Annotated in this window: 21 protein-coding genes and 1 tRNA gene; 10 read left to right on the forward strand and 12 right to left on the reverse strand. The window is 71.4% G+C overall.

Annotated features, from left to right (window positions below):
• Positions 1-213: 213 nt before the first annotated feature.
• The 3 genes from ACXJY8_RS12535 to ACXJY8_RS12545 are packed head-to-tail and all read right to left on the reverse strand — an operon-like array spanning position 214 to position 2706.
• Complete coding sequence (locus ACXJY8_RS12535; protein ID WP_463769323.1) at positions 214-660, reverse strand: hypothetical protein; 447 nt, start codon at positions 658-660, stop codon at positions 214-216.
• Between the two features lie 40 nt (positions 661-700).
• Positions 701-1963: a class I SAM-dependent RNA methyltransferase gene (locus ACXJY8_RS12540; RefSeq protein WP_463769325.1), complete on the reverse strand. Its 1263-nt coding sequence runs from the start codon at positions 1961-1963 to the stop codon at positions 701-703.
• On the reverse strand, positions 1960-2706 hold the full coding sequence (locus ACXJY8_RS12545) for a TlyA family RNA methyltransferase (RefSeq protein WP_463780594.1): 747 nt from the start codon (positions 2704-2706) through the stop codon (positions 1960-1962). The genes ACXJY8_RS12540 and ACXJY8_RS12545 overlap by 4 nt, the downstream gene beginning before the upstream one ends.
• A gap of 251 nt (positions 2707-2957) precedes the next feature.
• Here ACXJY8_RS12545 and ACXJY8_RS12550 point away from each other — a divergent pair, with 251 nt between their 5' ends.
• A complete protein-coding gene (locus ACXJY8_RS12550; protein ID WP_463769327.1) occupies positions 2958-4505 on the forward strand; it encodes a CYTH and CHAD domain-containing protein in 1548 nt (515 codons plus the stop codon).
• Positions 4506-4596: 91 nt separating this feature from the next.
• Here ACXJY8_RS12550 and rlmB read toward each other — a convergent pair whose 3' ends face one another.
• Positions 4597-5424 carry a 23S rRNA (guanosine(2251)-2'-O)-methyltransferase RlmB gene (gene rlmB / locus ACXJY8_RS12555; RefSeq protein WP_463769329.1) on the reverse strand — a complete coding sequence of 276 codons (828 nt, stop codon included), beginning with the start codon at positions 5422-5424 and terminating at the stop codon, positions 4597-4599.
• Positions 5425-5578: 154 nt separating this feature from the next.
• Here rlmB and ACXJY8_RS12560 point away from each other — a divergent pair.
• A tRNA-Glu gene (locus tag ACXJY8_RS12560) sits at positions 5579-5654 on the forward strand.
• Between the two features lie 98 nt (positions 5655-5752).
• Here ACXJY8_RS12560 and ACXJY8_RS12565 read toward each other — a convergent pair.
• Genes ACXJY8_RS12565 through ACXJY8_RS12575 form a run of 3 tightly spaced genes read right to left on the reverse strand, consistent with a single transcriptional unit; the run spans position 5753 to position 8406 of the window.
• A complete protein-coding gene (locus ACXJY8_RS12565) occupies positions 5753-6646 on the reverse strand; it encodes an NAD(+)/NADH kinase (protein WP_463769331.1) in 894 nt (297 codons plus the stop codon).
• A gap of 9 nt (positions 6647-6655) precedes the next feature.
• Positions 6656-7645 (reverse strand): SPFH domain-containing protein, encoded by a 990-nt coding sequence (locus tag ACXJY8_RS12570; RefSeq protein ID WP_463769333.1) that lies wholly within the window; start codon positions 7643-7645, stop codon positions 6656-6658.
• 29 nt (positions 7646-7674) lie between these two features.
• Positions 7675-8406: an NUDIX hydrolase gene (locus ACXJY8_RS12575; RefSeq protein WP_463769335.1), complete on the reverse strand. Its 732-nt coding sequence runs from the start codon at positions 8404-8406 to the stop codon at positions 7675-7677.
• A gap of 277 nt (positions 8407-8683) precedes the next feature.
• Here ACXJY8_RS12575 and ACXJY8_RS12580 point away from each other — a divergent pair, with 277 nt between their 5' ends.
• A complete protein-coding gene (locus ACXJY8_RS12580; RefSeq protein ID WP_463769337.1) occupies positions 8684-8863 on the forward strand; it encodes a hypothetical protein in 180 nt (59 codons plus the stop codon).
• Positions 8864-8875: 12 nt separating this feature from the next.
• On the opposite strand, the gene ACXJY8_RS12585 is transcribed toward ACXJY8_RS12580, so the two are convergent.
• Positions 8876-9094, reverse strand: a complete 219-nt coding sequence (locus tag ACXJY8_RS12585; protein ID WP_463769339.1) for a hypothetical protein — start codon at positions 9092-9094, stop codon at positions 8876-8878.
• A 457-nt stretch (positions 9095-9551) separates the two neighbouring features.
• Here ACXJY8_RS12585 and ACXJY8_RS12590 point away from each other — a divergent pair, with 457 nt between their 5' ends.
• The 6 genes from ACXJY8_RS12590 to ACXJY8_RS12615 all read left to right on the forward strand — a co-directional run bounded on the left by ACXJY8_RS12590 (position 9552) and on the right by ACXJY8_RS12615 (position 16169).
• On the forward strand, positions 9552-10658 hold the full coding sequence (locus ACXJY8_RS12590) for a BMP family ABC transporter substrate-binding protein (RefSeq protein ID WP_463769341.1): 1107 nt from the start codon (positions 9552-9554) through the stop codon (positions 10656-10658).
• A 44-nt stretch (positions 10659-10702) separates the two neighbouring features.
• Entirely contained in the window at positions 10703-11854 is a 1152-nt protein-coding gene (locus tag ACXJY8_RS12595; protein ID WP_463769343.1) for an ABC transporter permease, read from the forward strand.
• Positions 11851-12771: an ABC transporter permease gene (locus ACXJY8_RS12600; protein WP_463769345.1), complete on the forward strand. Its 921-nt coding sequence runs from the start codon at positions 11851-11853 to the stop codon at positions 12769-12771. The genes ACXJY8_RS12595 and ACXJY8_RS12600 overlap by 4 nt, the downstream gene beginning before the upstream one ends.
• 24 nt (positions 12772-12795) lie before the next feature.
• Positions 12796-13824, forward strand: coding sequence for a formamidase (locus ACXJY8_RS12605; RefSeq protein ID WP_463769347.1), 1029 nt, complete (start codon positions 12796-12798; stop codon positions 13822-13824).
• A complete protein-coding gene (gene biuH, locus ACXJY8_RS12610) occupies positions 13821-14537 on the forward strand; it encodes a biuret amidohydrolase (RefSeq protein ID WP_463769349.1) in 717 nt (238 codons plus the stop codon). The genes ACXJY8_RS12605 and biuH overlap by 4 nt, the downstream gene beginning before the upstream one ends.
• Before the next feature lie 66 nt (positions 14538-14603).
• Positions 14604-16169 carry an ABC transporter ATP-binding protein gene (locus ACXJY8_RS12615; RefSeq protein WP_463780598.1) on the forward strand — a complete coding sequence of 522 codons (1566 nt, stop codon included), beginning with the start codon at positions 14604-14606 and terminating at the stop codon, positions 16167-16169.
• A 118-nt stretch (positions 16170-16287) separates the two neighbouring features.
• Here ACXJY8_RS12615 and ACXJY8_RS12620 read toward each other — a convergent pair whose 3' ends face one another.
• Positions 16288-16530: a hypothetical protein gene (locus ACXJY8_RS12620; protein WP_463769351.1), complete on the reverse strand. Its 243-nt coding sequence runs from the start codon at positions 16528-16530 to the stop codon at positions 16288-16290.
• Between the two features lie 254 nt (positions 16531-16784).
• Between ACXJY8_RS12620 and ACXJY8_RS12625 the strand changes: the two genes are divergently transcribed.
• The gene (locus tag ACXJY8_RS12625; RefSeq protein ID WP_463769353.1) at positions 16785-17045 is read left to right on the forward strand and encodes a hypothetical protein; all 261 of its coding nucleotides are present in this window, start codon (positions 16785-16787) and stop codon (positions 17043-17045) included.
• Positions 17046-17205: 160 nt separating this feature from the next.
• On the opposite strand, the gene ACXJY8_RS12630 is transcribed toward ACXJY8_RS12625, so the two are convergent.
• From ACXJY8_RS12630 to ACXJY8_RS12640, 3 genes are all read right to left on the reverse strand, one after another.
• Positions 17206-18522: a Tle-like phospholipase domain-containing protein gene (locus tag ACXJY8_RS12630; RefSeq protein WP_463769355.1), complete on the reverse strand. Its 1317-nt coding sequence runs from the start codon at positions 18520-18522 to the stop codon at positions 17206-17208.
• Between the two features lie 174 nt (positions 18523-18696).
• A complete protein-coding gene (locus tag ACXJY8_RS12635) occupies positions 18697-20235 on the reverse strand; it encodes a hypothetical protein (protein ID WP_463769357.1) in 1539 nt (512 codons plus the stop codon).
• Complete coding sequence (locus ACXJY8_RS12640) at positions 20223-21260, reverse strand: NAD-dependent epimerase/dehydratase family protein (protein ID WP_463769359.1); 1038 nt, start codon at positions 21258-21260, stop codon at positions 20223-20225. The genes ACXJY8_RS12635 and ACXJY8_RS12640 overlap by 13 nt, the downstream gene beginning before the upstream one ends.
• Positions 21261-21366: the final 106 nt, after the last annotated feature.

The following is a 21366-nucleotide window of genomic DNA, read 5'->3' on the forward strand; positions in this document are numbered from 1 at the left end:
ATCGTTCGACCGAACAGGGTTAACGTTGTCTGAAGCGAACCGGATGCCGCAGCGGCAGCGCGTCCGCTCGACCCTCCGCGGTCGCGCAGCCTAACAGGGCGCCATGGAACCCAACGTCTACCTCCTGATGGCCGCAGCCCTCCTGTATTCCGGCTACATGGTGATCGCCATGCGCTCCTGAGCGCACCGTGAACCCGCGCTGCTCAAACGACCCTAGCGGCGCTCGTCGCGCTCGATCACCGCGCAGGCGGTCACGGGCGCGTCGCGCGGCCCCGAGAGCGAGCAGGTGACGAGCGCCGTCCCGGCATCGACGTTGCTGTGCCGCGTCGTCGCCGCGGCGGTCAGCGCCGTCCGCCCCGCCTGGGTCAGCACGTCGGCGGCGATGCCCGTGACGGCGTGGCCGGCCCGTCCGAACAGCTCGAAATAGCCGGGAGGCAGCGGCGTGCCCCGGAACTGGGTGCCGGTGGCCGAGAGCTCGCCGCAGGCGAGCGTCATCCCGATCCCGTCCGCGGCGCTGAACTCCGCGAAATCCGCCGTCCGCTTGACCAGGGTCGCCCCGGTCCCGGCCGTGACCCGGTCGATGAGCTCGCCGCAGGAATCCGCCGCGGCGGGCCCGGCGAGGGCGAGGGTCGTGGCCAGGGCGAGGAGAAATGCGCGCATGCCCCTCACCTAAGGGCGTGCGCGCGGTTGTCGAGCCGCCCTACAGCCGCTTGCGCGGCGGGCGCGGACGCCGGAACACGCCGACCATCTCGAGATGGCCCGAATAGGCGAACTGGTCGACCGGGATCACCCGCTCCAGGGTGTATCCGCCCGCCACCAAAGTGGCGGCGTCCCGCGCGAAGGTGCCGGTGTCGCAGGCGACCCCGATCACCAGCGGCACCTTGGATTCGGCGATCCGGGCCGCCTGGGCCCCGGCCCCGGCCCGCGGCGGATCGAACACGACAGCGTCGTAGGCGTCGAGTTCGAGGGGCAGGAGCGGGCGCCGGAACAGGTCGCGGCGCTCGGTGGTGACCCGGCGCAGGCCCGGCACGGCGCGCACCGCCCGGTCGAGGCTGGCGAGGGCGGCGGCCTCCCCCTCGACCGCGTGGACGTCGCGGGTGCGGGCCATGGCGAGGGTGAACGGGCCGCTGCCGGAGAACAGGTCGACCACCCGCTTCACCTTCTTGTCGAGGGCGCCCAGGACGGCCTCGGTCAGCACCGCCTCGCCCGCCGCCGTGGCCTGGAGGAAGCCGCCGGCGGGCGGCACCAGGCGCAGGCCCGAGGTGGTGACGGCCGGCGCCCGGCGCTCCACCAGCACCTCCCCGTGCAGCGACAGGCGGGCGAGGTCGAGGTCGCCGGCCAGGCGCACCAGGACGGCGCGGACACCCTCGGCGGCGGGGCCGTGCCCGCGGATGTCGACGTCGAGGCCGGCCTCGGTGGCGGTGAAGGCGACGTCGAGGGGCTTGCGGCCATGCCCGAGGGGGGCGCTCAGGGCGGCCGCCGCCTGCGGCGCCCGGTGCAGCGCCGGCACCGTGATCGGGCAATGGTCGATGGCGACGAGGTCGTGGCTGCGCGCCGCCATTAGGCCGGCCTGCGCGATCCCCTCCACCGCCCGCACGTGCAGGGTGAGGCGCCGGCGCCCCTCCCCGCGGGCATCGACCAGCGGCTCCGGCACGGTGCCGAGCCCGGCATGGGACAGGGCCTGGACGAGGTGGTCACGCTTCCAGACGGCATAGGGCTCGGGCGCCAGGTGCTGCACCGCGCAGCCGCCGCAGGTCCCGAAATACGGGCAGAACGGCGCGATCCGGTCCGGCGAGGCTCGCTCCACGGCCACGAGCGTGCCCCGCGTGCCGGCCCGGACGACCGTGACGCGCTCGCCCGGGAGAGCGAGGGCGACGGCGGTGCCATCCTCGGCGAGCCCATCGCCGCGGGCGCCGAGGCGGCGGATCTCCAGGGTGTCGGTCTGCGGCTGGGGTTCGGTCATGAAGGGGGGTCCAGGCGAGCCCCGATCAGGAACTCGCGGTTGCCGTCGCCGCCGGCGACGGGTGACGGGATCAGTCCAAGGATCCGCAGGCCGGCGGCCGCGACCGCGTCGCGGATCTCGGCGCAGACCGCCTCGTGGATCGCCGGATCGCGCACGATGCCGCCGCGTCCGACCCGGGCCCGCCCGGCCTCGAATTGCGGCTTGATCAGCGCGGCGAGGCCGGCGCCGGGGGCGAGCAGCGGCAGGACCGCCGGCAGGATCAGCCGGAGCGAGATGAAGCTGACGTCGATGGCGCAGAGGTCGGGCGCGCGCGGGATCGCCGCGCGGTCGAGGCCGCGGGCATCGGTTCCCTCCAGGCTGGTGACGCGCGGATCAGCCCGCAGGGAGGCGTGGAGCTGGTCGCGCCCGACATCGACCGCGTAGACATGGGCGGCGCCCCGGGTCAGCAGGAGGTCGGTGAAGCCGCCGGTCGAGGCGCCGACGTCGAGGCAGACCCGGCCGCCCGCGTCGAACCCGAAGGCGTCGAGGGCGGCTTCGAGCTTCAGCCCGCCGCGCGAGACGAAGGGGTGCGGGGCGGTGGCGTCGAGGCGCGCGTCGCGGGCGATCAGGTCGGAGGCCCGTGCCACCGGCTGGTCATCGGCCCGGACGAGCCCCGCCGCGATGGCGGCCTGCGCCCGGGCGCGGCTCTCGAAGAGACCCCGCTCCACCAGCAGGCGGTCGGCCCTCAGCCGCTCCCGATTCATCACGACGCCCGACATGTCCCCGATCGACCGGCCCCCGGGCCGGTCCCTCCCGCTACACCACTCGACGCGAGGGACGAACCGAAATCGTGACGATTTCAGTCGCGCTGCCGGGGTGCCCTGCTCCATAACCATCGGCGGCCACGACTGATTCCTCGCGGAACGGTTGCGCCGGGCCGGGCTTGTCCCGGTCGTGAAAGGGTCCGCAGGGTCCGTCGCGAAAGACGGGCCGGGGCCGAAACCTGGGACAGACCATGGCCGCGCCGCGTGAGATCGAGTTGAAGCTGGAATGCGAGGGCGGCGACCTCGCCGAGCTGGGCCGCCACCCCTTCCTGCAGGCGGAGGCCCCCGAGATCTCCCACCTTCTCGCCTCGACCTACTACGACACCGCGGACGGCGACCTGCGCAAGGCCGGCCTGACCCTGCGGGTCCGCCGCGACGGCGACGCCTTCATCCAGACCGTGAAGGCCGCCGCCACCGCGCCGGGCCTGTTCGACCGCTCGGAATGGGAAGCCCCCGTGGCCGGCGACGCCCCCGACCTCGCGCCGCTGGCCGAGACCCCGGTGCCGGGCGTGCTCGAAGCCGCCGGGACGCCCGACCTCGCCCCGGCCTTCGCGACCCTGGTGCAGCGGCGCGCCCGCGCGGTGCGCTACGGCGCCTCGCAGATCGAGGTTGCCTTCGACGAGGGCCGGATCGAGACCCCGAACGGGGACGCGCCCCTCTGGGAGCTGGAGCTCGAACTCAAGGAGGGCCGGCCCGAGGACCTGTTCACCCTGGCCCAGGCCCTCGCCGAGACCGTGCCCCTCCGCCTCGGCGCCCTGAGCAAGTCGGCCCGCGGCTTCAGCCTCCTCGACGGGACCCTGCGCCGCCCAAGCAAGGCGCGCCCGGTGAGTCTGGCCGACGACGCGAGCGCCGGCGACGCGTTCCGGGCCATCGCCTTCGCCTGCCTCGCGCACCTGCGCCTCAACGAGGACGTCTTCCTCCACAGCCGGGACGCGGAGGCTCTGCACCAGCTGCGCGTCGCCCTGCGCCGCCTGCGCTCGGCCTTCACCCTGTTCAAGCCGGTCCTGGCCCAGGATGCGGCCGCCGCCACCCTGCGCGAGGAGATCAAGCGCATCACCGAGCCCTTCGGCCATGCCCGGAACCTCGACGTGTTCCTGGCCGAGACGCTGCCGGCGGAGATGGCGAAGCGGCCCGACGAGGCCGGCCTCGACGACCTGCGCGAGCGCCTGGAAGCCGAGCGGGCCCGCGCCCATGACGGCGTGCTCGCCACCCTCGAATCGCAGGAATGGCGCGGCCTGATCCTCGACGTCGCCGCCTGGCTGGAGACCGGCGCCTGGCGGACCGGGCCGGCGGCCCCGGACCGCGACGCGCCGGCAGCCGACTTCGCCGCCCAGGTCCTCGACAAGGCCCTGCGCCGAATCCGCAAGCGCGGCCGCCATCTCGACCGGCTGGAGGCCGAGGAGCGCCACCGGGTCCGCATCGAGGCCAAGAAGCTGCGCTACGGGGCGGAATTCTTCGCGAGCCTCTACAGCGAGAAGAAGCTGCGCAAGCGCCACAAGGCCTTCGTCTCGGCCCTGTCCGACCTGCAGGACTACCTCGGCACCCTCAACGACCAGGCCACCGCCCACACGGTGCTGGCCGGCCTGGTGGCGGTGCCCGACCCCCAGGAGATGCCGGGCGAGACCGCCTTCGCAGCGGGACTCGCTGCCGGCGACAACGAGGTGGACGGCCGCAAGCTCCTCAAGGCGGCGGCCGAGGCCCATTCCGAACTCGTCGAGGTCAAGCCGTTCTGGCGCTGAGGCCGGCGCGGGATCCTCGGGCGAGAAATCATCAGGCGAGAAATCTTCGGCCGCGGAATCCTAGGCTATGGAATCTCGGGTCGCGGGCGCCTCAGCCGCGGGGGCTGAGGGCGTAGAGGGTGATCGCGGCGGCGTTCGAGACGTTGATGCTGCGAATCTCGCCGCTGAACGGGATGCGGGCCAGCACGTCGCAATTGTCGCGGGTGCGCTGGCGCAGGCCCTTGCCCTCGGCGCCGAGAACGATCACCGCCGGTCGCTTCGGACCGATGCTGTCCAGCGCGGTCTCGGCATCGGAATCGAGCCCGATCCGGGTAAAGCCGCGCTTGCCGAGATCGACCAGGGCGTCGGACAGGTTGCGCACCACGATCAGCGGCACGTGCTCCAGGCCGCCGGAGGCGGATTTCGCCAGCACGCCGGTGGCGTTGGGCGAGTGGCGCGCGGTGGTGATGATGCCGGCGACGCCGAAGGCCGCGGCGGTGCGCACGATGGCGCCGACATTGTGCGGATCGGTGATCTGGTCGAGGGCGAGGAGCAGGACGTCGTCGCCCAACTCGTCGAGGTCCGGCCCCGGCAGCGGATCGGCTTCGAGGTAGAGGCCCTGGTGGACGGCGTCCGGCCCGAGCAGCGCGTTGATGGCGCTCGGGCGCACCAGCTCGGGATCGATCCGCAGGGTCCCGATCTCCTCGGTGAGGCGGATCATGGCGTTCTCGGTGGCGAGCAGGCGGTGCAGCTTGCGGCCCTCGTTGGCCAGCGCCTGCGCCACCGGATGCCAGCCGTAGAGCACGACGTGGTCGCCGGAGGCCGCCGCGACGCTCGCCGCGCCGCGCTGGTTCTGAGGCGGCCCGCGCCGGAAGGGACCGCGCGAGAAGCCCGGCTTGTTCGTCCGCGGCCCCGGCGGGCCGTCACGTCGCGTCGTCATGCAGTCAGGTCCGCTCTCCGGCCGCCGATCCAGGATGCGGGCCGCGCCTCCCCCGACAAACCGGCCGGGGCCCCGTTCGTCAAGCCGCAAACGCGCGGTGATTCCCCCGTTGCCCCCGCGCCCGAAGCCGCATATAGAACCGCTCACCGCAGCGGCGCCCTTCGTCTAGCGGTCCAGGACGTCGCCCTTTCACGGCGAAAACACGGGTTCGATTCCCGTAGGGCGCGCCATCCGGCCTTCGAAGCTTTCTCAGATTTATCAGGTTGCGTTCGGGCGCCTCGCGAGATCTCGGCCCCGCTGCCGCGGACCTGTCGCCGGCGCCGAGCGCCTACGCGACCACCAGGGTCAGCGCGCGGGTCGCCGGTCCGATCTCCACCCGCCGGCCCCAGTCGAAGGCGATGAAGTCCTGCTCGATTCCGTCGGCGAAGATGACGCCGCCCTCGTTCATGCGGGAGGTGATCGCCAGGGGGCTCGCGGCGAGCCGGCCGGCCCGGAGGCTCGTGCCAGTGGCGACGCTCGGGAAGGGTTCGCGCACCCAGTAGCCGACCGCCGATTCCTCCGCGCCGATCCCGACCGTAAGATGCGTCGCCTCGCCGATCGAGCGGGCCCAGCCGGTCAGGCCGGTGCCGGAGGCGACGATGAGGCCGCTGGACGACTGGTCCTCGGCGGCGCCCTCCGCTTCGATCCGGTAGCGGGCGGACTGGTGGCTGCGATGGCCCACGAAGATCTCATTGAGGGCGAGCAGGCGCTGGCCGCCGTCGAGGGCCGCCTGCACCATGGTGCGGCGCTCCACCGGCGCGGCTCCGGCGACGCTGGCCGGGAGCAGCGCGCCGAGGCGCTCCACCGAGACCCGCGCGAGGGCGCCGTCATAGAGGTCGGGGGCCGCATTGACGCCGATCACCGGCTGCGCGTTCAGGTACTTGGCCACGTTGGCCACGAGACCGTCCTGGCCCACCGTGACGACGACGTCCTCGGGGGCGAACAGGAAACGGTCGAGGTCGACGCGCCGGGCCAGTGCCTGCCGCCAATCCCCCGGTACCGCCGCCCGGGCCCGGGCCAGCACGGCGTGGAAGCGGGCATGCCGCTCCTCGACCTCGGCGAGATCCTGGCCGCGGCTCTGCAGGAAGAACCGGGCCTGGCCGCGGGTGGCGTGCCGGGCGAGCAGGGCCTCGTAATCCGTCTCGCGGACCACGAACACCGCGCGCGGGCTGATGGCCGGCATGGCCGCTCCTCAGCGCGGCAGGGCGGACGGCGCGGCCGCCGCCCCCCGGAACGCGCCGAGCGCGCTCGCGAGCAGGTCCGGCGTGACGGTGACGTGCTCGATGGTCTCGAGCTTGCCCGCGAGTTCGCGGGCTGCGAGGCCCAGGAGCACGGCCGGCGGCAGGTCGCGGTAGATCGCGGCACGGCGCTGCTCGGCCTCGGCCTGCGCGCCCTCGACGAGGCGGATGCGCTCGGCCTCCGCCGCCGCCTCCAGGCCTTTCGCCTCGGCGAGGCCCGCCGCCCGGTCGCGGGCGTTCTCCGCCTCCCGGGCGATGAGCACCGCCTCCTGCCGCGCGAGTTCCGTCCGCGTCTCCAGTTCGTTCTCGGCGATGGCCCGCTCCTTCTGCACCGCCAGGGCGCGCCGGGCGAAGGTCGCTGCATCCGCCTTCTGCTGCAGGGCCTCGAAGGTCGGCGTCTGCAGCGCCCGCTCCAGCTCGCTCGACGGCGCCAGGTTGGTGAGCCGCACCGAGACCACCGCGAGGCCGATCTCCGAGAGGGCCGGCGCCGCCCCGAGCACGGCTTCGAGGCCCAGGCGCAGGGGTTCGGGGCCGGCATCGAGCAGCGCGCCCACCGGGCTGGCGCCGATCGCCTGCAGGACGTCCTGGCCGGCGATGCCGCCGAGCCGCGCCTCGATCCGCTCGATCGGCTCGCCCTGCGGCTTGCCGGTGCGCAGGCCGAGTGAGAAGTCGACCCGGCTCGCCAGCCGTTCCGGATCGACGACGCGCCAGCCGATCGTTCCCTGCACCACGACGGTCTGGAAGTCCCGGCTGCGGCCGCGCACGAACAGGGTCATCTCGCGGTCGTCCATCGGCACCTCGCTGATGCTCGCGGTTTCCGGCCGGAACCAGAAGACCAGGCCGCGCCCGCTCTGCCGGACCCGGCCGTTGCGGTAGCGGATGACGTGGCTGCTCGCCTCGCTCCTGAGCTGGGCGACCGGGCCGAGGTTGCGGATCGTAGCCATGGGACCCTCCTGTCAGGCGCGCTCCGGGATCAGAGCGGTTTCTGGAAGCGGTAGAGTTCGGCGGGGCGGAACGAGGTTCCGGCCTCGCGGGCGCCCGTCGGCGCGAGCCAGCCGCGGTCGAGCATCCGGCGGCGGAAGGCGGGCTTGTTCAGGGTGGTGCCGAGGATCGCCTCGTGCACGTCCTGCAGCTGGCGCAGGGTGAAGACCTCCGGCAGCAGCGCGAAGGCGACCTCGGAATAGTCGAGCTTTCCCCGCAGCCGCAGGACCGCCAGGGCCAGGATCTCGGCATGGTCGAAGGCGAGGCTCAGGGGCGTCGTGCGGTCGCCGGGCGCGAAGGCCGCCACCGGGCCGCCGGCCTCACCCGCCCAGGGGATGTCGAGGATCGCCGCCGACAGCCCCGCCCCGTTCGCCAGCGCCCGCGCGAAGTCCGCCTCCGGCAGCAGCGCGAGATAGGCGACCGTGACGATGCGCATGCGCGGGTCCCGGTCGAGTGCGCCGAAGGTGTAGAGTTGTTCGAGATGCGCGGCGGCGATCCCGGCCTTCTCGCGCAGGATGCGCTCGGCCGCCCGATCCAGGGTGTCGTCGAGGCGCACGAAGCTGCCGGGCAGCGCCCAGCGGCCGGCATGCGGGTGCCGATCGCGCCGCAGGAGCAGAGCGGCGGGCCGGTTGTCCCGCACGCCCATCAGGACCAGATCGACGGTCAGCGACGGCCGCGCGAAGGCGTCGGGGTCATAGGCGTCGAGAAAGGCATCCTCGCTCACGGCACCACCTTATATCCATCTCGCATCTAACTAAGATGCGATATGGATATAAGTCAAGGGTCGGAGTGAACGACCACCCGCGGTGATCCGCGAACGACCGTGCCGAGCCCGGCTCATCGCATGATCCGCGCGGATCGGATCGGGCGTCCGCGGTGACGGGGATCCGGCGATACGCCCGTGGCGTCCCCGCACCGGGTCGCCGGGGATTTCGGGGATCGCGTTGACACGAGAACCATTCGCCGGTGGCGGCGCTTTCCTCCCGGCAGGAGGTGCATCCATGACCGTCGTTTCGAACGCAATCTGGCTGGAGGGCAGTGCCGCCCGGACCGCTGGACAGCCCGTCAGCGCCAATCCCTATCCGTCGGAATCGCAGGACAGCGCCGACTGGCTGGAGGGCTACACCACCATCGAGAGCGAACAACTCGTCGCCGGCCCGGATTCGGGTGAAAGCCTCTAGGGCGGCGGCCGCTCACCAGCCTTCGCGCATGCGCCGGATGCGGTTGCGCCGGCGCCGGGAGATCGAGGCCCGCAGGGCGTAGCCGAGCACGAATCCGATCAGGAGCAGGCCCGGCGCATAGCGGCTCAGGAGAATCGGCGCCGGTATGGCGGCGACGTCGCCCACCGCCGCCTCCCAGGCGGCGCTGACGAGGTCGACCAACGTCTGCCAGTAGGAAGCCAAGAGATCCACTCGCGCCCTCCCTGCCCGTCGCGTTGCGGCACCGTCGAGCCGCGCTGGAGACAGCGCTACGACATATGACGCGGCGGAGTTTCGGCGTCGAGATGCCCGGATGCCGAGCCGCTGCCGACGGGCGATGGAGCCGGTGGCGGCGACAGATGTCTCGAGCCCGCGTGAAGCTGTCGGCCGGGCCGGTTCCAGACGTCGCGCACGCGCCAAGCGTCCTCGCGCGTTCGTCGGGCAGCATCCGAGCCCATGAAGCCCTGATCGAACGCCGTCGCGGGCGCGGTGCGATCTTCACGTGCAGGCGCCGGTGCGGATCACGTCTTCGGCAACGGCGCCCGTGATCCTCCAGGCCCCGGGTCCACTCTCGCCCGACCGGACCCGCGTGGGCCGGAACATCCTCGGCCTGCGGCCCGGACCTTGCAAAGGCGCCGCCATCGCTCGGCAAACGACGGAACGAGGCCCCGTGGCTCATCATTCGATCTCGCGCAGAACCCTCCTGGGCGGCACGGCCGTCCTCGGCCTCTCGGCTCTCTCGGCGACACGGGCGCGGGCGGCCGGACCGATGACCGTCGGCGTGATCTATGTCGGTCCCAAGGACGATTACGGCTACAACCAGGCCCACGCGAAGGGCGCGGCGGCCTTGAAGGGGCTGCCCGGGGTCGAGGTGGTCGAGGAGGAGAACGTCCGCGAGACCAACGACGTCCAGAAGACCATGGAGAGCATGATCAACATGGACGGGGCGAGCCTGCTCCTGCCCACCTCCTTCGGCTATTTCGATCCGCACGTGCTGATCGAGGCGAAGAAGAACCCGAAGGTGCAGTTCCGCCATTGCGGCGGCCTCTGGACCGAGGCGAACCCGAAGAATGCCGGCTCGTATTTCGGCTATATCGCGCAAGGCCAGTACCTGAACGGCATCGTGGCGGCGCACGCGACCAAGTCGAAGAAGCTCGGCTTCGTGGCGGCCAAGCCGATTCCGCAGGTGCTCAACAACATCAACGGCTTCCTGCTCGGCGCCCGCAGCGTCGACCCGTCCATCACCTGCCAGGTCATCTTCACCGGCGAGTGGTCGCTGGCGGTGAAGGAGGCGGAGGCCACCAACGCGCTGATCGACGGCGGCGCCGACGTCATCACCTGCCACGTGGACAGCCCGAAGGTGACGGTGGAGACCGCCGCCCGGCGCGGCGCCTTCGTCTGCGGCTACCATGCCGACCAGTCGGCGCTCGCTAAGGACAAGTATCTCACCGGCGCCGAGTGGGACTGGGCGCCGATCTACAACGGTTTCGTCACCGGCATGCAGGCCGGAAAGGCGCCGCCGAACTTCCTGCGCGGCGGCCTCGCGGACGGGTTCGTGAAGATGAGCGCCTACGGCCCCGGCGTCTCCGAGGCGGCGCGCAAGAATGCCGACGCGGTCAAGGCGGAGATGATGAAGGGCGGGTTCGCGATCATCCGCGGGCCGCTGAAGGACAACAAGGGCAACACGATCGCCGAGGCCGGCAAGGGCTTCGCCGAGAACGCGCCCGAACTGGAGAGCACCGGCTACCTCGTCGAGGGCGTGAAGGGTTCGGCCTGACCGCGAGAGCACGCCCCGCACGCCGCCAGCAGGAGGACCCGTCCTTGGTCGCCGAGACTGCTCCGTCGGACATGGTCGTCGCGGCGCCCCGCCCCTCGGCCAACCTGCAATTGCGGGCCTGGGCGGCGCGCCGGGCGGAGGCCCTCGCCATTCCGCTCGGGGCGCTCGCCCTCGGCTTCGGCCTGTTCAGCCTGTTCCTCCTCGCCCTCGGCAAGTCGCCGGCGGCTTTCCTCGACCTCGTCTACCGGGGCGGCTTCGGCTCGTCCTTCGCCCTGCAGAACAGCCTCCAGCGCGCCGCGCCCCTGCTGTTCGCGGCCCTCTGCGTGGCCCTGCCCGCCCGCCTCGGCCTCGTGGTCATCGGCGGCGAGGGCGCAATCGTGCTGGGGGGCCTCGCGGCGGCGGCGGTGGCCGCGCCCCTGTCGGGCGCGCCTTCCGGCCTGGGCATCGCCGCCATGGCGCTCGCCGCCCTCCTCACCGGGGCGCTCTGGCTCGGGGCGGTGGGTGCCCTGCGCGCGTGGCGCGGCGTCAACGAGACCATCGCCAGCTTGCTGATGTCCTACATCGCCATCGCGCTCGCCAACCACCTGATCGAGGGCCTGCTGCGCGACCCCGGCAGCCTCAACAAGCCGTCGACCCGGACCATCGACGAGGCCTTCCGCGTCGGCCCGATGCCCGGCCTCGAGGTGCATTGGGGCCTCGGCGTCGGGGTTCTCGCCTGCTTCCTCGCCTGGGTCCTGACCGAGCGCACCACCCTGGGCTTCGCCGCCCGGATCGCCGGCGGCAACGTGCGCGCGGCCCAGATCCAGGGCCTGGCGGTGGGCCGCCTGATCGCCGGCTTCACCGCCCTCGGCGGGGCGCTGGCGGCGCTGGCCGGCTTCTTCGAGGTCGCGGCGGTGCACGGCAACGCCAACGCGTCGCTGATCGCCGGCTACGGCTATACCGGCATCCTGATCGCGTTCCTGGCCCGCCAGAATCCGCTGGCGATCCCACCCGTCGCCTTCCTCCTCGGCGGGATCGAAGCGTCGAGCGGCCTGATCCAGCGACGCCTGCACCTGCCGGACGCCACCATCCTGCTGCTGGAGGGCCTGCTCTTCCTCCTCGTCCTGATGGGGGAGACGCTCTACGGGCGCTTCAAGGTGTTCAGCCCGCATCTCTGGGGCGAGAAGCGGGCCGTCTCGGGCAGGACCGTGCCATGAGCGATCTCGGCCTCTGGAGCGTCCTCATCGCGGTGATCGGCGGAGCCATCCGGGTCTCGACGCCGTTCCTCTTCGTCAGCCTCGGCGAGACCATCACGGAGCGCTCGGGCCGGATCAATCTCGGCCTCGAGGGCACCCTCGTGTTCGGGGCGATGTCGGCCTATGCCACGGCGGTGCTCACCGGCTCGGCCTGGGCCGGCGTCGCGGTGGCGGGGCTCGCGGGCGGCCTGTTCGGACTGCTGCACGGCTGGATCTGCCGGCTGCCGCGGGTCAACGACGTGGCGCTGGGCATCGCCCTGATGCTGTTCGGCTCGGGCCTCGCCTTCTTCTTCGGCAAGGCCTTCATCCAGCCCTCGGCGCCGCAACTGCCGGCGATCCCCCTCGGCGACTGGTCGGACCTGCCCCAGGTCCGGGCCGCACTCCGGGTCAACGTGCTGTTCCTGATCGGCGCGGTACTCAGCGTCGTGCTGTGGTGGGCGCTGCGCAACACCCGCACCGGCCTCGTCGTCCGCATCGTCGGCGACAGCGCCGAGGCGGCCCGCGCCATGGGCTACGACGTCGACCGCGTCCGGCTGCTGGCGACCGGGGCCGGCGGGGTGCTCGCCGGGATCGGCGGGGCCTACCTGTCGCTGTATTATCCCGGCTCCTGGAACGAGGGCATCTCCTCCGGGCAGGGCCTAATGGCGGTGGCGCTCGTGGTGTTCGCCCGCTGGAATCCGCTGGCCTGCTTCGGCGCGGCCTTGCTGTTCGGCGGGGCCGGGGCGCTCGGGCCCGCGCTCCAGTCGGTGGGCGTCTCGCAGGGCTATTACCTGTTCTACGCCGCGCCCTACGTCCTCACCCTCGGCGTCCTGATCGCCACCTCGTCGCCCAACCACGCCCTGGCCGGAGCGCCGGGCGAACTCGGCCAGGCGAAGTAAAACCTCAGCAAACGGGTATTTCCAATGAATGGACTCGGCGGCCTCAACAAATCCCCGAACGGCGTCGTGCTCGGTCTGGTCCAGCTGCAGCTGCCGACCGTCGCCACCGCGGCGGACCTCGCCGCGCAGACGCAGCGCATCGTCGACATGGTCGGCAAGGCCCGGCGCAACCTCGCCACCATGGACCTCGTGATCTTTCCCGAATACGCGCTCCACGGCCTGTCGATGGACACCAACACCGAGATCCTGTGCCGGATGGACGGGCCGGAGGTCGCGGCCTTCGCGAAGGCCTGCGTCGACAACCGGATCTGGGGCTGCTTCTCCATCATGGAGTTCAACCCGCACGGGAACCCCTACAACACCGGGATCATCATCGATGACGCCGGCGCGGTGAAGCTCTACTATCGCAAGATGCACCCTTGGGTGCCGGTCGAGCCCTGGGAGCCGGGCGACATCGGCATCCCGGTCATCGAGGGGCCGCGGGGCGCCAAGATCGCCCTCATCATCTGCCACGACGGGATGTTCCCTGAGATGGCGCGCGAATGCGCCTACAAGGGCGCCGAGATCATGATCCGCACGGCGGGCTACACCGCGCCGATCCGCGACTCCTGGCGCTTCACCAACCAGGCGAACGCCTTCTGCAACCTGATGGTCACCGCCAACGTCTGCATGTGCGGCTCGGACGGCTCGTTCGATTCCATGGGCGAGGGCATGATCGTCAATTTCGACGGGCAGGTCGTCGCCCACGGCACCACGGGACGCGTCGACGAGATCATCACCGCGGAGGTCCGGCCCGACCTCGTGCGCGAGGCCCGCCTGCACTGGGGCGTCGAGAACAACATCTACCAGCTCGGACACCGCGGCTACACGGCCGTGAAGGGCGGTGCCGGCGACTGCCCCTACACCTACATGCAGGACCTCGCCGCCGGTCGCTACCGCCTGCCCTGGGAGGACGGCGTCCAAGTCGTCGATGGCACGTCCTGCGGGTTCGCCGCGCCGACCCGCTCCTACGGCGCCGGCCAGACGCCGGACGCCCGGGAGGCGGCGGAGTGAGCGCGGCGGCGCTCGGCCCGCCGGCGGCGGAGGCGGCGCGCTACGCCGCCGCCGAGCCCTATCCCTGGCCCTTCGACGGGGCGCTGAGGCCCGACAACACCGCCCTCGTCATCATCGACATGCAGATCGATTTCTGCGGTCCCGGCGGCTACGTCGACGCCATGGGCTACGATATCGGCCTGACCCGGGCGCCGATCGGGCCGATCGGACGCCTGCTCGGGGCGGCCCGGCGCCTCGGCTATCACGTCATCCACACCCGCGAGGGCCACCGTCCGGACCTGGCGGACCTGCCGGAGAACAAGCGCTGGCGCTCGCGCCGGATCGGAGCCGGCATCGGCGATCCCGGACCGTGCGGACGCGTGCTGGTGCGCGGCGAGCCGGGCTGGGAGATCATCCCCGAGCTGGCGCCCGTGCCGGGCGAACCCGTCATCGACAAGCCCGGCAAGGGCTCGTTCTGCGCCACCGACCTGGAGCTGATCCTGGGGCGGCGCGGCATCCGCAACCTGATCCTCACGGGGATCACCACGGATGTCTGCGTCCACACCACCATGCGCGAGGCCAACGACCGGGGCTTCGAATGCGTGATCGTCTCCGACGCCTGTGCGGCGACCGACCCGGGCAACCACGCGGCCGCCCTCAGGATGGTGACGATGCAGGGTGGCGTCTTCGGCGCGGTGGCGACGTCCGAGGCGCTCCTGGCGGCGATGGGATGATCCGCGATGGTGCCCTTCCCGCAATCGGTCCGCGACGTGGTGCCCTGGGACGGAGGGGTGGCGCCGATGCAGCCTGAGGCTCCGGCGCTCGGCGCCATCGCGGTCGAGACCATCGGCATGACGAAGCGTTTCGGCGCCTTCGCGGCCCTCGACGACGTCTCGATGAAGATCGAGGCCGGCGGCTTCCACGCCCTGCTGGGCGAGAACGGCGCCGGCAAGTCGACGCTGGTCAAGTGCATCATGGGCTTCTACGCGCCGAGCGCCGGAAGCGTGCTGGTGGACGGCCGCGAGGTCGCGATCACCAACCCGAAGGGCGCCCAGGCGCGCGGCCTCGGCATGGTCTACCAGCATTTCACCCTGGTGCCGTCGCTGACCGGGCTCGAGAACCTCGTCATCGCCCGGCCCCGGGTGCCGGCGGTGATCGACTGGCGCGCCGAGCGCGCGGCCCTCGCCGCCTTCATGGAGCGGATGCCGTTCCGGCTCAACCTCGACCGGCCGGTGGCCGAACTGGCGGCCGGGGAGAAGCAGAAGCTCGAGATCATCAAGCAGCTCTATCTCGAGGCGCGGTTCCTGATTCTCGACGAGCCGACCTCGGTGCTGACCCCGGCGGAGGCCGAGGAGGTGCTGGGCCTGCTGCGCGACATGGCGGACCGGCAGGCCCTGACGGTGTTGATGATCAGCCACAAGTTCCGCGAGGTCGAGGCCTTCGCCCGCAGCGTCAGCGTCCTGCGCCGCGGCACGCTGGCGGGCGGCGGGCGGGTCGGAGAGCTCAGCCGCGGCGACATGGCGACGATGATGATGGGGGTGCGCCCGGCGCGCGCCGCCACTAGCCGTGTCGGCCGGCCCGATCCGGACCGGGTCGTCCTGCGCGTCGCGGACCTGCGCGCCACCGACGCCTCCGGGCTGCGCCACCTCGCCATCGACGATCTCGCGGTGCAGGCCCGCGAGATCGTCGGGGTGGCCGGGGTCTCGGGCAACGGCCAGAAGGAACTCGCCGACGTGCTCGGCGGCCAGATCGGCGCGACCGGCGGCCGGGTCGAGGTCGCGGGCGAGGCCTATGACGGACGGCGCGCGCAGAGCCGGGCGCGGCGCGTGCGGGTCATCCCGGAGGAGCCGCTGCGCAATGCCTGCGCGCCGCGCATGTCGGTCTCGGAGAACCTGGCCTTCCGGGCCTTCGACCGGCGGGGGGACGATGGGGCCATACCGGGGGACGCGGCGGGGGGGCGGCCGACCCTCTGGCTCGACACCGGCGCCATGCGGCGCCGCGCCCGGGACCTGATCGCGCGCTTCGGCGTGAAGACCGCCTCCTCCGAGGCGCCGATCGCCACCCTGTCGGGCGGCAACGTGCAGCGCGCCGTGCTGGCGCGCGAGCTCACCGATCCGGTCGACCTCCTCATCGTCGCCAATCCGTGCTTCGGACTGGACTTCACCGCGGTGGCCGAGATCCGGACCCGGATCATGGCGGCCCGCAACGCCGGGGCGGCAGTGCTGCTGATCAGCGAGGATCTCGACGAGATCCTGGAGCTCTCCGACCGCATCGTGGTGATGTCCGAAGGCCGCATCGTGCATGCGGTGAGCGGCGCCGAGGCCGATGCGCGCAGCATCGGCCGGCACATGGCCGGGCATCACTGACGTCGGGGGCGACCCTCCGGCGTGGAGCCCGCCGGAGAGTTCCACCGCATCGATGGACGTCCCGCGAGCATTGCTGCGCCCGAACGACCGTCGAAGGTCGTCGGTAAAGGGGCAGAAATCAGACGCCGATGCCGGAGCTGTCGCTCTCCTGGGTCTGGTTCTTAAGTGATATCTTCTGCAACATCTCTTTCATCGAGAGCGTGTGGTAGTTTAGGTCCGCGATCCCGCGGGCGATCAAGGCCAACAGCTGGATCGTTTTTTCCTTGTCGGAAATCTCAAGGCTGGCTTCCAGACTCGCGACGGTATCCATCGTACGTTGCCAGTCTTGGAATTCTGAGGACACGATATCGACTTGCGACATATTTGACTCCAACGCAGGGTAGTGCCCTTTTTCTCATCAAACGCCGCACGTCGTCATCAGAGATCGATATCCCACCGGAACACGTTTGGGAGATCGGGGGATGAATGGTGATGTCCGCCTTCGAACCGTCGATCGCCCCCGTCCATCCCGCTGGCGACCCTTCGGGGCCGTATACGGTGTTCAGGCCAGACTTTCCCCGGAACGACAAGAGCGGGCGGGTCGTTGCCCACGCGACCCCTCAACCTGGAATCATCATGATCAGAACCGTCGCCCTCGCCCTCGGCGCCTCCCTCGTCAGCCTGTCGGCCCTGGCGCAGCCCGCAACCGCACCGGGCGCCGTTCCCGGCCAGACGGGCGGAGCCGTGGTTCAGGGCCAGCCGAACACGACGGGCAACGATCCGAGCGTGTCCGTCTCACGCGGCGCCACGGGCGCCGAGACCGCGACGACGGATTCCGCGGCCGGCGGCAATGCAAACAAGCCCGAGCAGGCCGTGCCCAACGGCAGCAGCCGCTGATCCCTCGTCCCGACGCGTGATTCTCGGAACCCGCCCGGCCTCGCCGCGGCGGGTTCTTTTTGCTTGACGCCGCCCGCGGACGGGCTCGGCGCGCGGTGTTTCCGCAGAGCCCCGCCCACGGTCGCCGGTTCGGCGTGCGAGCGGGGAAGGCCTCGGAGCCTCAGGCGTGCAGCAGGCCGTCCGTCGGGACATGCACCGTGAAGGCTTTGCCCTCGTCGATCCAGCCCGGCCCCTGGAGGCCCTGCTTGAGGCTCGCGGCTTCCTCGGCATTGCCGGCGAAGTGATGCTGACCCGTCTGCGTGTTGTAGAAGCGCTCGAGCGTGATGTGGCCGGCGCCGTCGGCGGCATTGTAGGCCTCGAACGCGACGCCCTCGAACTTGTAGCTGGCGATGTTCGCGATGATGCTGTCGCGCTCGTTCACGCTCTCCGTATAGAAATGGTTGCCGCTCTTCGTGTCGAAGAACCGGAACACGTCGTGGGTGTCGGCGCCCTCGTCCGGGGTCGACCAGGGCGAACCCTCGAAGTTGAAATACGGGATCGTCGCCTGGATCTGCGCCTTCTCGGTCGCGCTGGTCGTGTAGAAGTGGTCGCCCGTCTTGGTGTCGAAGAAGCGGAAGACGGGATCGGGCTGGTTCGCCGCCGTGCCGGAACTGCGGATCACCGGATCGACGGCGGCCGAGCTGGCGCTGCGCGCCGCGTAGACGGAGACGTCGTGCTCCGCGCCGTACCGGAGGAAGGTATCGACGAACTTCCCCGAATCGAGGAATTGCGACGGCGTCAGCGTCGTCTCCGTCCCATCGGTGCCGGGGAGGTAATCGATCGTGCCGCGGTTGACGTAGTTGGTGGTCAGGCTCGGGATCGAGGCCGCGATATCCTGGGGCGTGACCCCGTCGCCGATGGCCGTGGACAAGGCCACGGACACCGTCCCGGCATAGATCGGGTCGACGCTGGCGGTCTGGCCGATCTGAGCCCTGTAGGCTCCCAGATACGGCACCGGATCGTCCGCGATCTCGTAATTGACGATGCGGTCGTCGGGCGTGGCGGAGATCAGGGCTCCTGGCGAGCCGAAGGTGGCGGCCTGGTAGAGGACGTCGCCGGTGTCGGGGTGATTGGCCATGAAGACCTGCGTCAGCGCGCCGCCGAGGCTGTGGCCGGTGACGACCACGGTCGCGTCGTGCAGCGCGGCGTAGGTGTCGACGGCCGAGACCAGCGGGGCGAGCTTGTCGTAGTCGGCGTTGATGTTGCGCAGGTTGTTCAGCCAGTCCTGGCGGTCGTCGCTTCCGCGAAAGCTCAGGACGACGACGGACTGGTTGCCGAAGCTGCCCGTGACGGCGGCGCCGTAGGCGTTCTGATTGGCGAAGGTGCCGTTCGTGAGCCCGCTAGCCGAGAGGGGCGCGAAGCCTGCGGGAAGGCCGGCGAGGGTGTTGGAGTAGGTGGATGCGGCGATCGTCGCCAGCGTTGCCGCTATCGTTCCCATCGAGCGTCTGTCCTTTCGATACGGCGGCACCGGCAGCGCCGCGTGGGTGCCGCCTGCCTGCCTTGCTCGACGGTAACGCAAGCTCGGCCGAAACCGATCCGGGCTGCCTGACCGACGGGCGCGGTCGGCAACGCGCTCGCCGGCCCGAAGCCGGGCATCGCGGGCCGGGCGATGTCAGTCGGCGCCGCCGCGCGCGGGCGGGCATGGCGCGAAGAAGACGATGCCGTCCGGTTCGCGGCGTTCGGTCTTCCAGATCAGATGGCCGGGGACCTCCGCGCTCGGGCAGTAGCCATTCTCCGATCCCACGGAAACGTAGGTGCCGAGTTCGGAACCGCCCGGGAGATAGGTCGAGAGGGCGATCAGGTCGTAGCCGCCCGCCACGGCCCTGCGGAAGGAGGCGAGGTCCGCGTCCGGCGAGACGGGCTGCTGCCGGCGCCAAACGTAGAAGGCCGGGTTCGACGCGCCGCCATCGTAGTTCGCGAACACGTTTCGGGCGAACCAGGGCTGGAGAGAGAAGGTCTTGAAACCCACCGCCGCGACCCGCGCCTCCGGATCGCGCGCCCGCGCGGCCCGCACGATCGCGGCCGCCTGCGGGCCCGACGCGTAGGGCTCCCACACCTCCCGGAACCAGGCGCTCGCGGTCTCGGCATCCTGGAACAGCACGACGGCGCCGACGCTCGCCAGGACGAGCCCGCGCAGTCCGCGGCCGCAGGCGCGGAGACCCGGCCAGCTGATCCAGAGGCAGAAGACCCAGACGAGGAACAGGATGCCCGAGTGCCAGACATTGGCCGGCTTCAGCGCCGAGAACACCATCAGGCAGAGGAGGAGCGAGGCCGAGAGGCCGAGGGTCCCGGCCCGGCGGAACAGGAGCAGCGAGGGGATCAGCAGCGCGAACGACACCAGCGTCGCGACCAGGACCGGCTCGCCGAGCGGCACGCGGTCGACGAGGGCCTCCCGGAGCAGCCGGATCGCGCGGTTGAGACTGACCTCCGTCGCCGCGCCGAAGGCCAGGTCCGGAGCCGGCCAGGCCTGCAGCACGGCGGCCAGGGCGAGGATGGCGGCCAGGGCCATGCTGCCGAGGAAGGCTGTTCGGCTCCAGGCGCCGGTCCGCCAGGCCTTGAGCGTCGCCTCGGCGCCCAGCGTGCCGGCCACCAAAAAGCTGTGCGCGTTGGCGTTGGCGAGGAGGCCGAGGACGATCGCGTAGGGCAGCGGCCGGGTGACCCGGCCCGGAAACAGGATGGCGGCCAACGGGATCAGCAGGAGATCGAGCGCGTAGCTGCGGGCGACGATCGCGTATTGGTAGGCAAAGAAGTACGAGCCGATCAGGCCGATCCGGAGCCAGATCGGAAACGGCGCGGCCCGCAGGACGAGGAACGCGCCCGACACCGCGAGCGCGGAACTGAGAAGCCAGAGACCCGAGAACGGGTAGCCGGCCTGCACGGCCAGCCACAACAGCCCGTGCCAGAGGCCGGGCGACCCCTCGTAGTGCAGGCGCTCGAGGAGAAGGTCCGGCAGCGTGCTGTCGCGGGCGAGCAGCCAGGCCTGCGCCTCGTCGAACCACGCCTCGTGGTGCGCGCCGACCGCGATCAGGGCCGCGGCGAACAGGGCCGCGCCGAGGGCCGCCAGGAACGTCGCCCGCGATCGGGACGGCGCGGCCCGGCTCGGCGATGCGAGCGACCCCATCCCGGCCTCGGCGGGCTTCAGGAGACCCATTTCAGGAGGCGGATCGCGCCCATGTCGGTCGGGCGGCTATGGGCGGACACGCCGTGGCGGCTGACGATCTCGGAGCGGTTGGCCTCGTAGTAGCGGTAGGCGCAGAGGAGCATCTCGCGGTTCGTCAGCGTCGGCTGCCAGCCCAGTTCGGCCTTGATCCGCGTCGTGTCGAAGACGAAGTCCGAGGCGATCATCCGGGCGTGGTACGGCCCGAGGGGCGACACCCGCAGGGCATGCGCGACGCGCATCGCCAGGACCGTGGGCGCCTTGGGCAGGCTGCCGATCCGCGACGAACTGCCGGCCTGCGCGATGACGTGGGCGTAGCTGTCGCGCATCGTGCCGACATCGTCCGAGCCGATGCCGAAGGTCCCGACGGCTCGCCGGTGCCAGGCCAGCAGCATCGCGGCGATCAGGTCCCGGGCGGCGATGAACTGGTAGCGGTTCGAGCCGTCGCCGACGACCCAGACCCGCCGTCCATCGGCGATGAACTCGAACAGGATCGCCAGGAGGCCGAGCCGCCCCGCGTCCAGGATGGTGGGCGAGCGAAGTACCGTCGTGGCGAAATCGCCCGCATGCGCGGCGAGGATCTTCTCGCCCTCCCACTTGCTCGCGCCGTAGATCTCGCAGGGCTCCGGCGGGTCGTCCTCGTGGACCGGGCGGCTGAAGCCGCGCCCCCACAGGCAGTTGCTCGACACGTAGACCAGGTGGCGGATGCCGGCCGCGGCGACGGCCGCCGCGAGCGTCCGCGTGCCCTCGACGTTGGCCGACCACAATTCGCGCGCCGGAATCGAGCCGTGCGCGAGGAGCGCCGCACAATGGAAGACGCCGTCGTGCTCGCGACCCTGCAACGCTCGGTCGAGCAGGGAGCGATCGCGGATGTCGCCGACGATGGCGGTCAGGTTCGGATGGGCCGTCCGACATTCGAGCCGGTCGATACTGGTCACCGCATGCCCGTCTTCGAGCAGGCGCGCGATCAGCAGCGAGCCGAGGAAGCCTGAGCCGCCGGTAACGAGAAGACGAGCCACGCAATCCCCTTCAGGCCGGCGTCGAACCTGTGGCCGGCACCGAAGCTTGCGGCCATTTGGTTACCATTGCGTGGCGGCGCGCGGGGCGGTGGCTGGCCTCGGCGGG

The sequence above is a fragment of the Methylobacterium sp. TK31 genome, assembly GCF_055361545.1.

What these genes read in the sequence shown, in the direction of transcription:
- ACXJY8_RS12625 (WP_463769353.1), top strand. Translation starts at nt 16,785, where the DNA reads ATGATCAGAACCGTCGCCCTCGCCCTCGGCGCCTCCCTCGTCAGCCTG.
- ACXJY8_RS12635 (WP_463769357.1), bottom strand. Translation starts at nt 20,235, where the DNA reads ATGGGTCTCCTGAAGCCCGCCGAGGCCGGGATGGGGTCGCTCGCATCG.
- ACXJY8_RS12620 (WP_463769351.1), bottom strand. Translation starts at nt 16,530, where the DNA reads ATGTCGCAAGTCGATATCGTGTCCTCAGAATTCCAAGACTGGCAACGT.
- ACXJY8_RS12580 (WP_463769337.1), top strand. Translation starts at nt 8,684, where the DNA reads ATGACCGTCGTTTCGAACGCAATCTGGCTGGAGGGCAGTGCCGCCCGG.
- rlmB (WP_463769329.1), bottom strand. Translation starts at nt 5,424, where the DNA reads ATGACGACGCGACGTGACGGCCCGCCGGGGCCGCGGACGAACAAGCCG.
- ACXJY8_RS12600 (WP_463769345.1), top strand. Translation starts at nt 11,851, where the DNA reads ATGAGCGATCTCGGCCTCTGGAGCGTCCTCATCGCGGTGATCGGCGGA.
- ACXJY8_RS12605 (WP_463769347.1), top strand. Translation starts at nt 12,796, where the DNA reads ATGAATGGACTCGGCGGCCTCAACAAATCCCCGAACGGCGTCGTGCTC.
- ACXJY8_RS12550 (WP_463769327.1), top strand. Translation starts at nt 2,958, where the DNA reads ATGGCCGCGCCGCGTGAGATCGAGTTGAAGCTGGAATGCGAGGGCGGC.
- ACXJY8_RS12570 (WP_463769333.1), bottom strand. Translation starts at nt 7,645, where the DNA reads ATGGCTACGATCCGCAACCTCGGCCCGGTCGCCCAGCTCAGGAGCGAG.
- ACXJY8_RS12540 (WP_463769325.1), bottom strand. Translation starts at nt 1,963, where the DNA reads ATGACCGAACCCCAGCCGCAGACCGACACCCTGGAGATCCGCCGCCTC.
- ACXJY8_RS12545 (WP_463780594.1), bottom strand. Translation starts at nt 2,706, where the DNA reads ATGAATCGGGAGCGGCTGAGGGCCGACCGCCTGCTGGTGGAGCGGGGT.
- ACXJY8_RS12615 (WP_463780598.1), top strand. Translation starts at nt 14,604, where the DNA reads ATGCAGCCTGAGGCTCCGGCGCTCGGCGCCATCGCGGTCGAGACCATC.
- ACXJY8_RS12565 (WP_463769331.1), bottom strand. Translation starts at nt 6,646, where the DNA reads ATGCCGGCCATCAGCCCGCGCGCGGTGTTCGTGGTCCGCGAGACGGAT.
- ACXJY8_RS12630 (WP_463769355.1), bottom strand. Translation starts at nt 18,522, where the DNA reads ATGGGAACGATAGCGGCAACGCTGGCGACGATCGCCGCATCCACCTAC.
- ACXJY8_RS12535 (WP_463769323.1), bottom strand. Translation starts at nt 660, where the DNA reads ATGCGCGCATTTCTCCTCGCCCTGGCCACGACCCTCGCCCTCGCCGGG.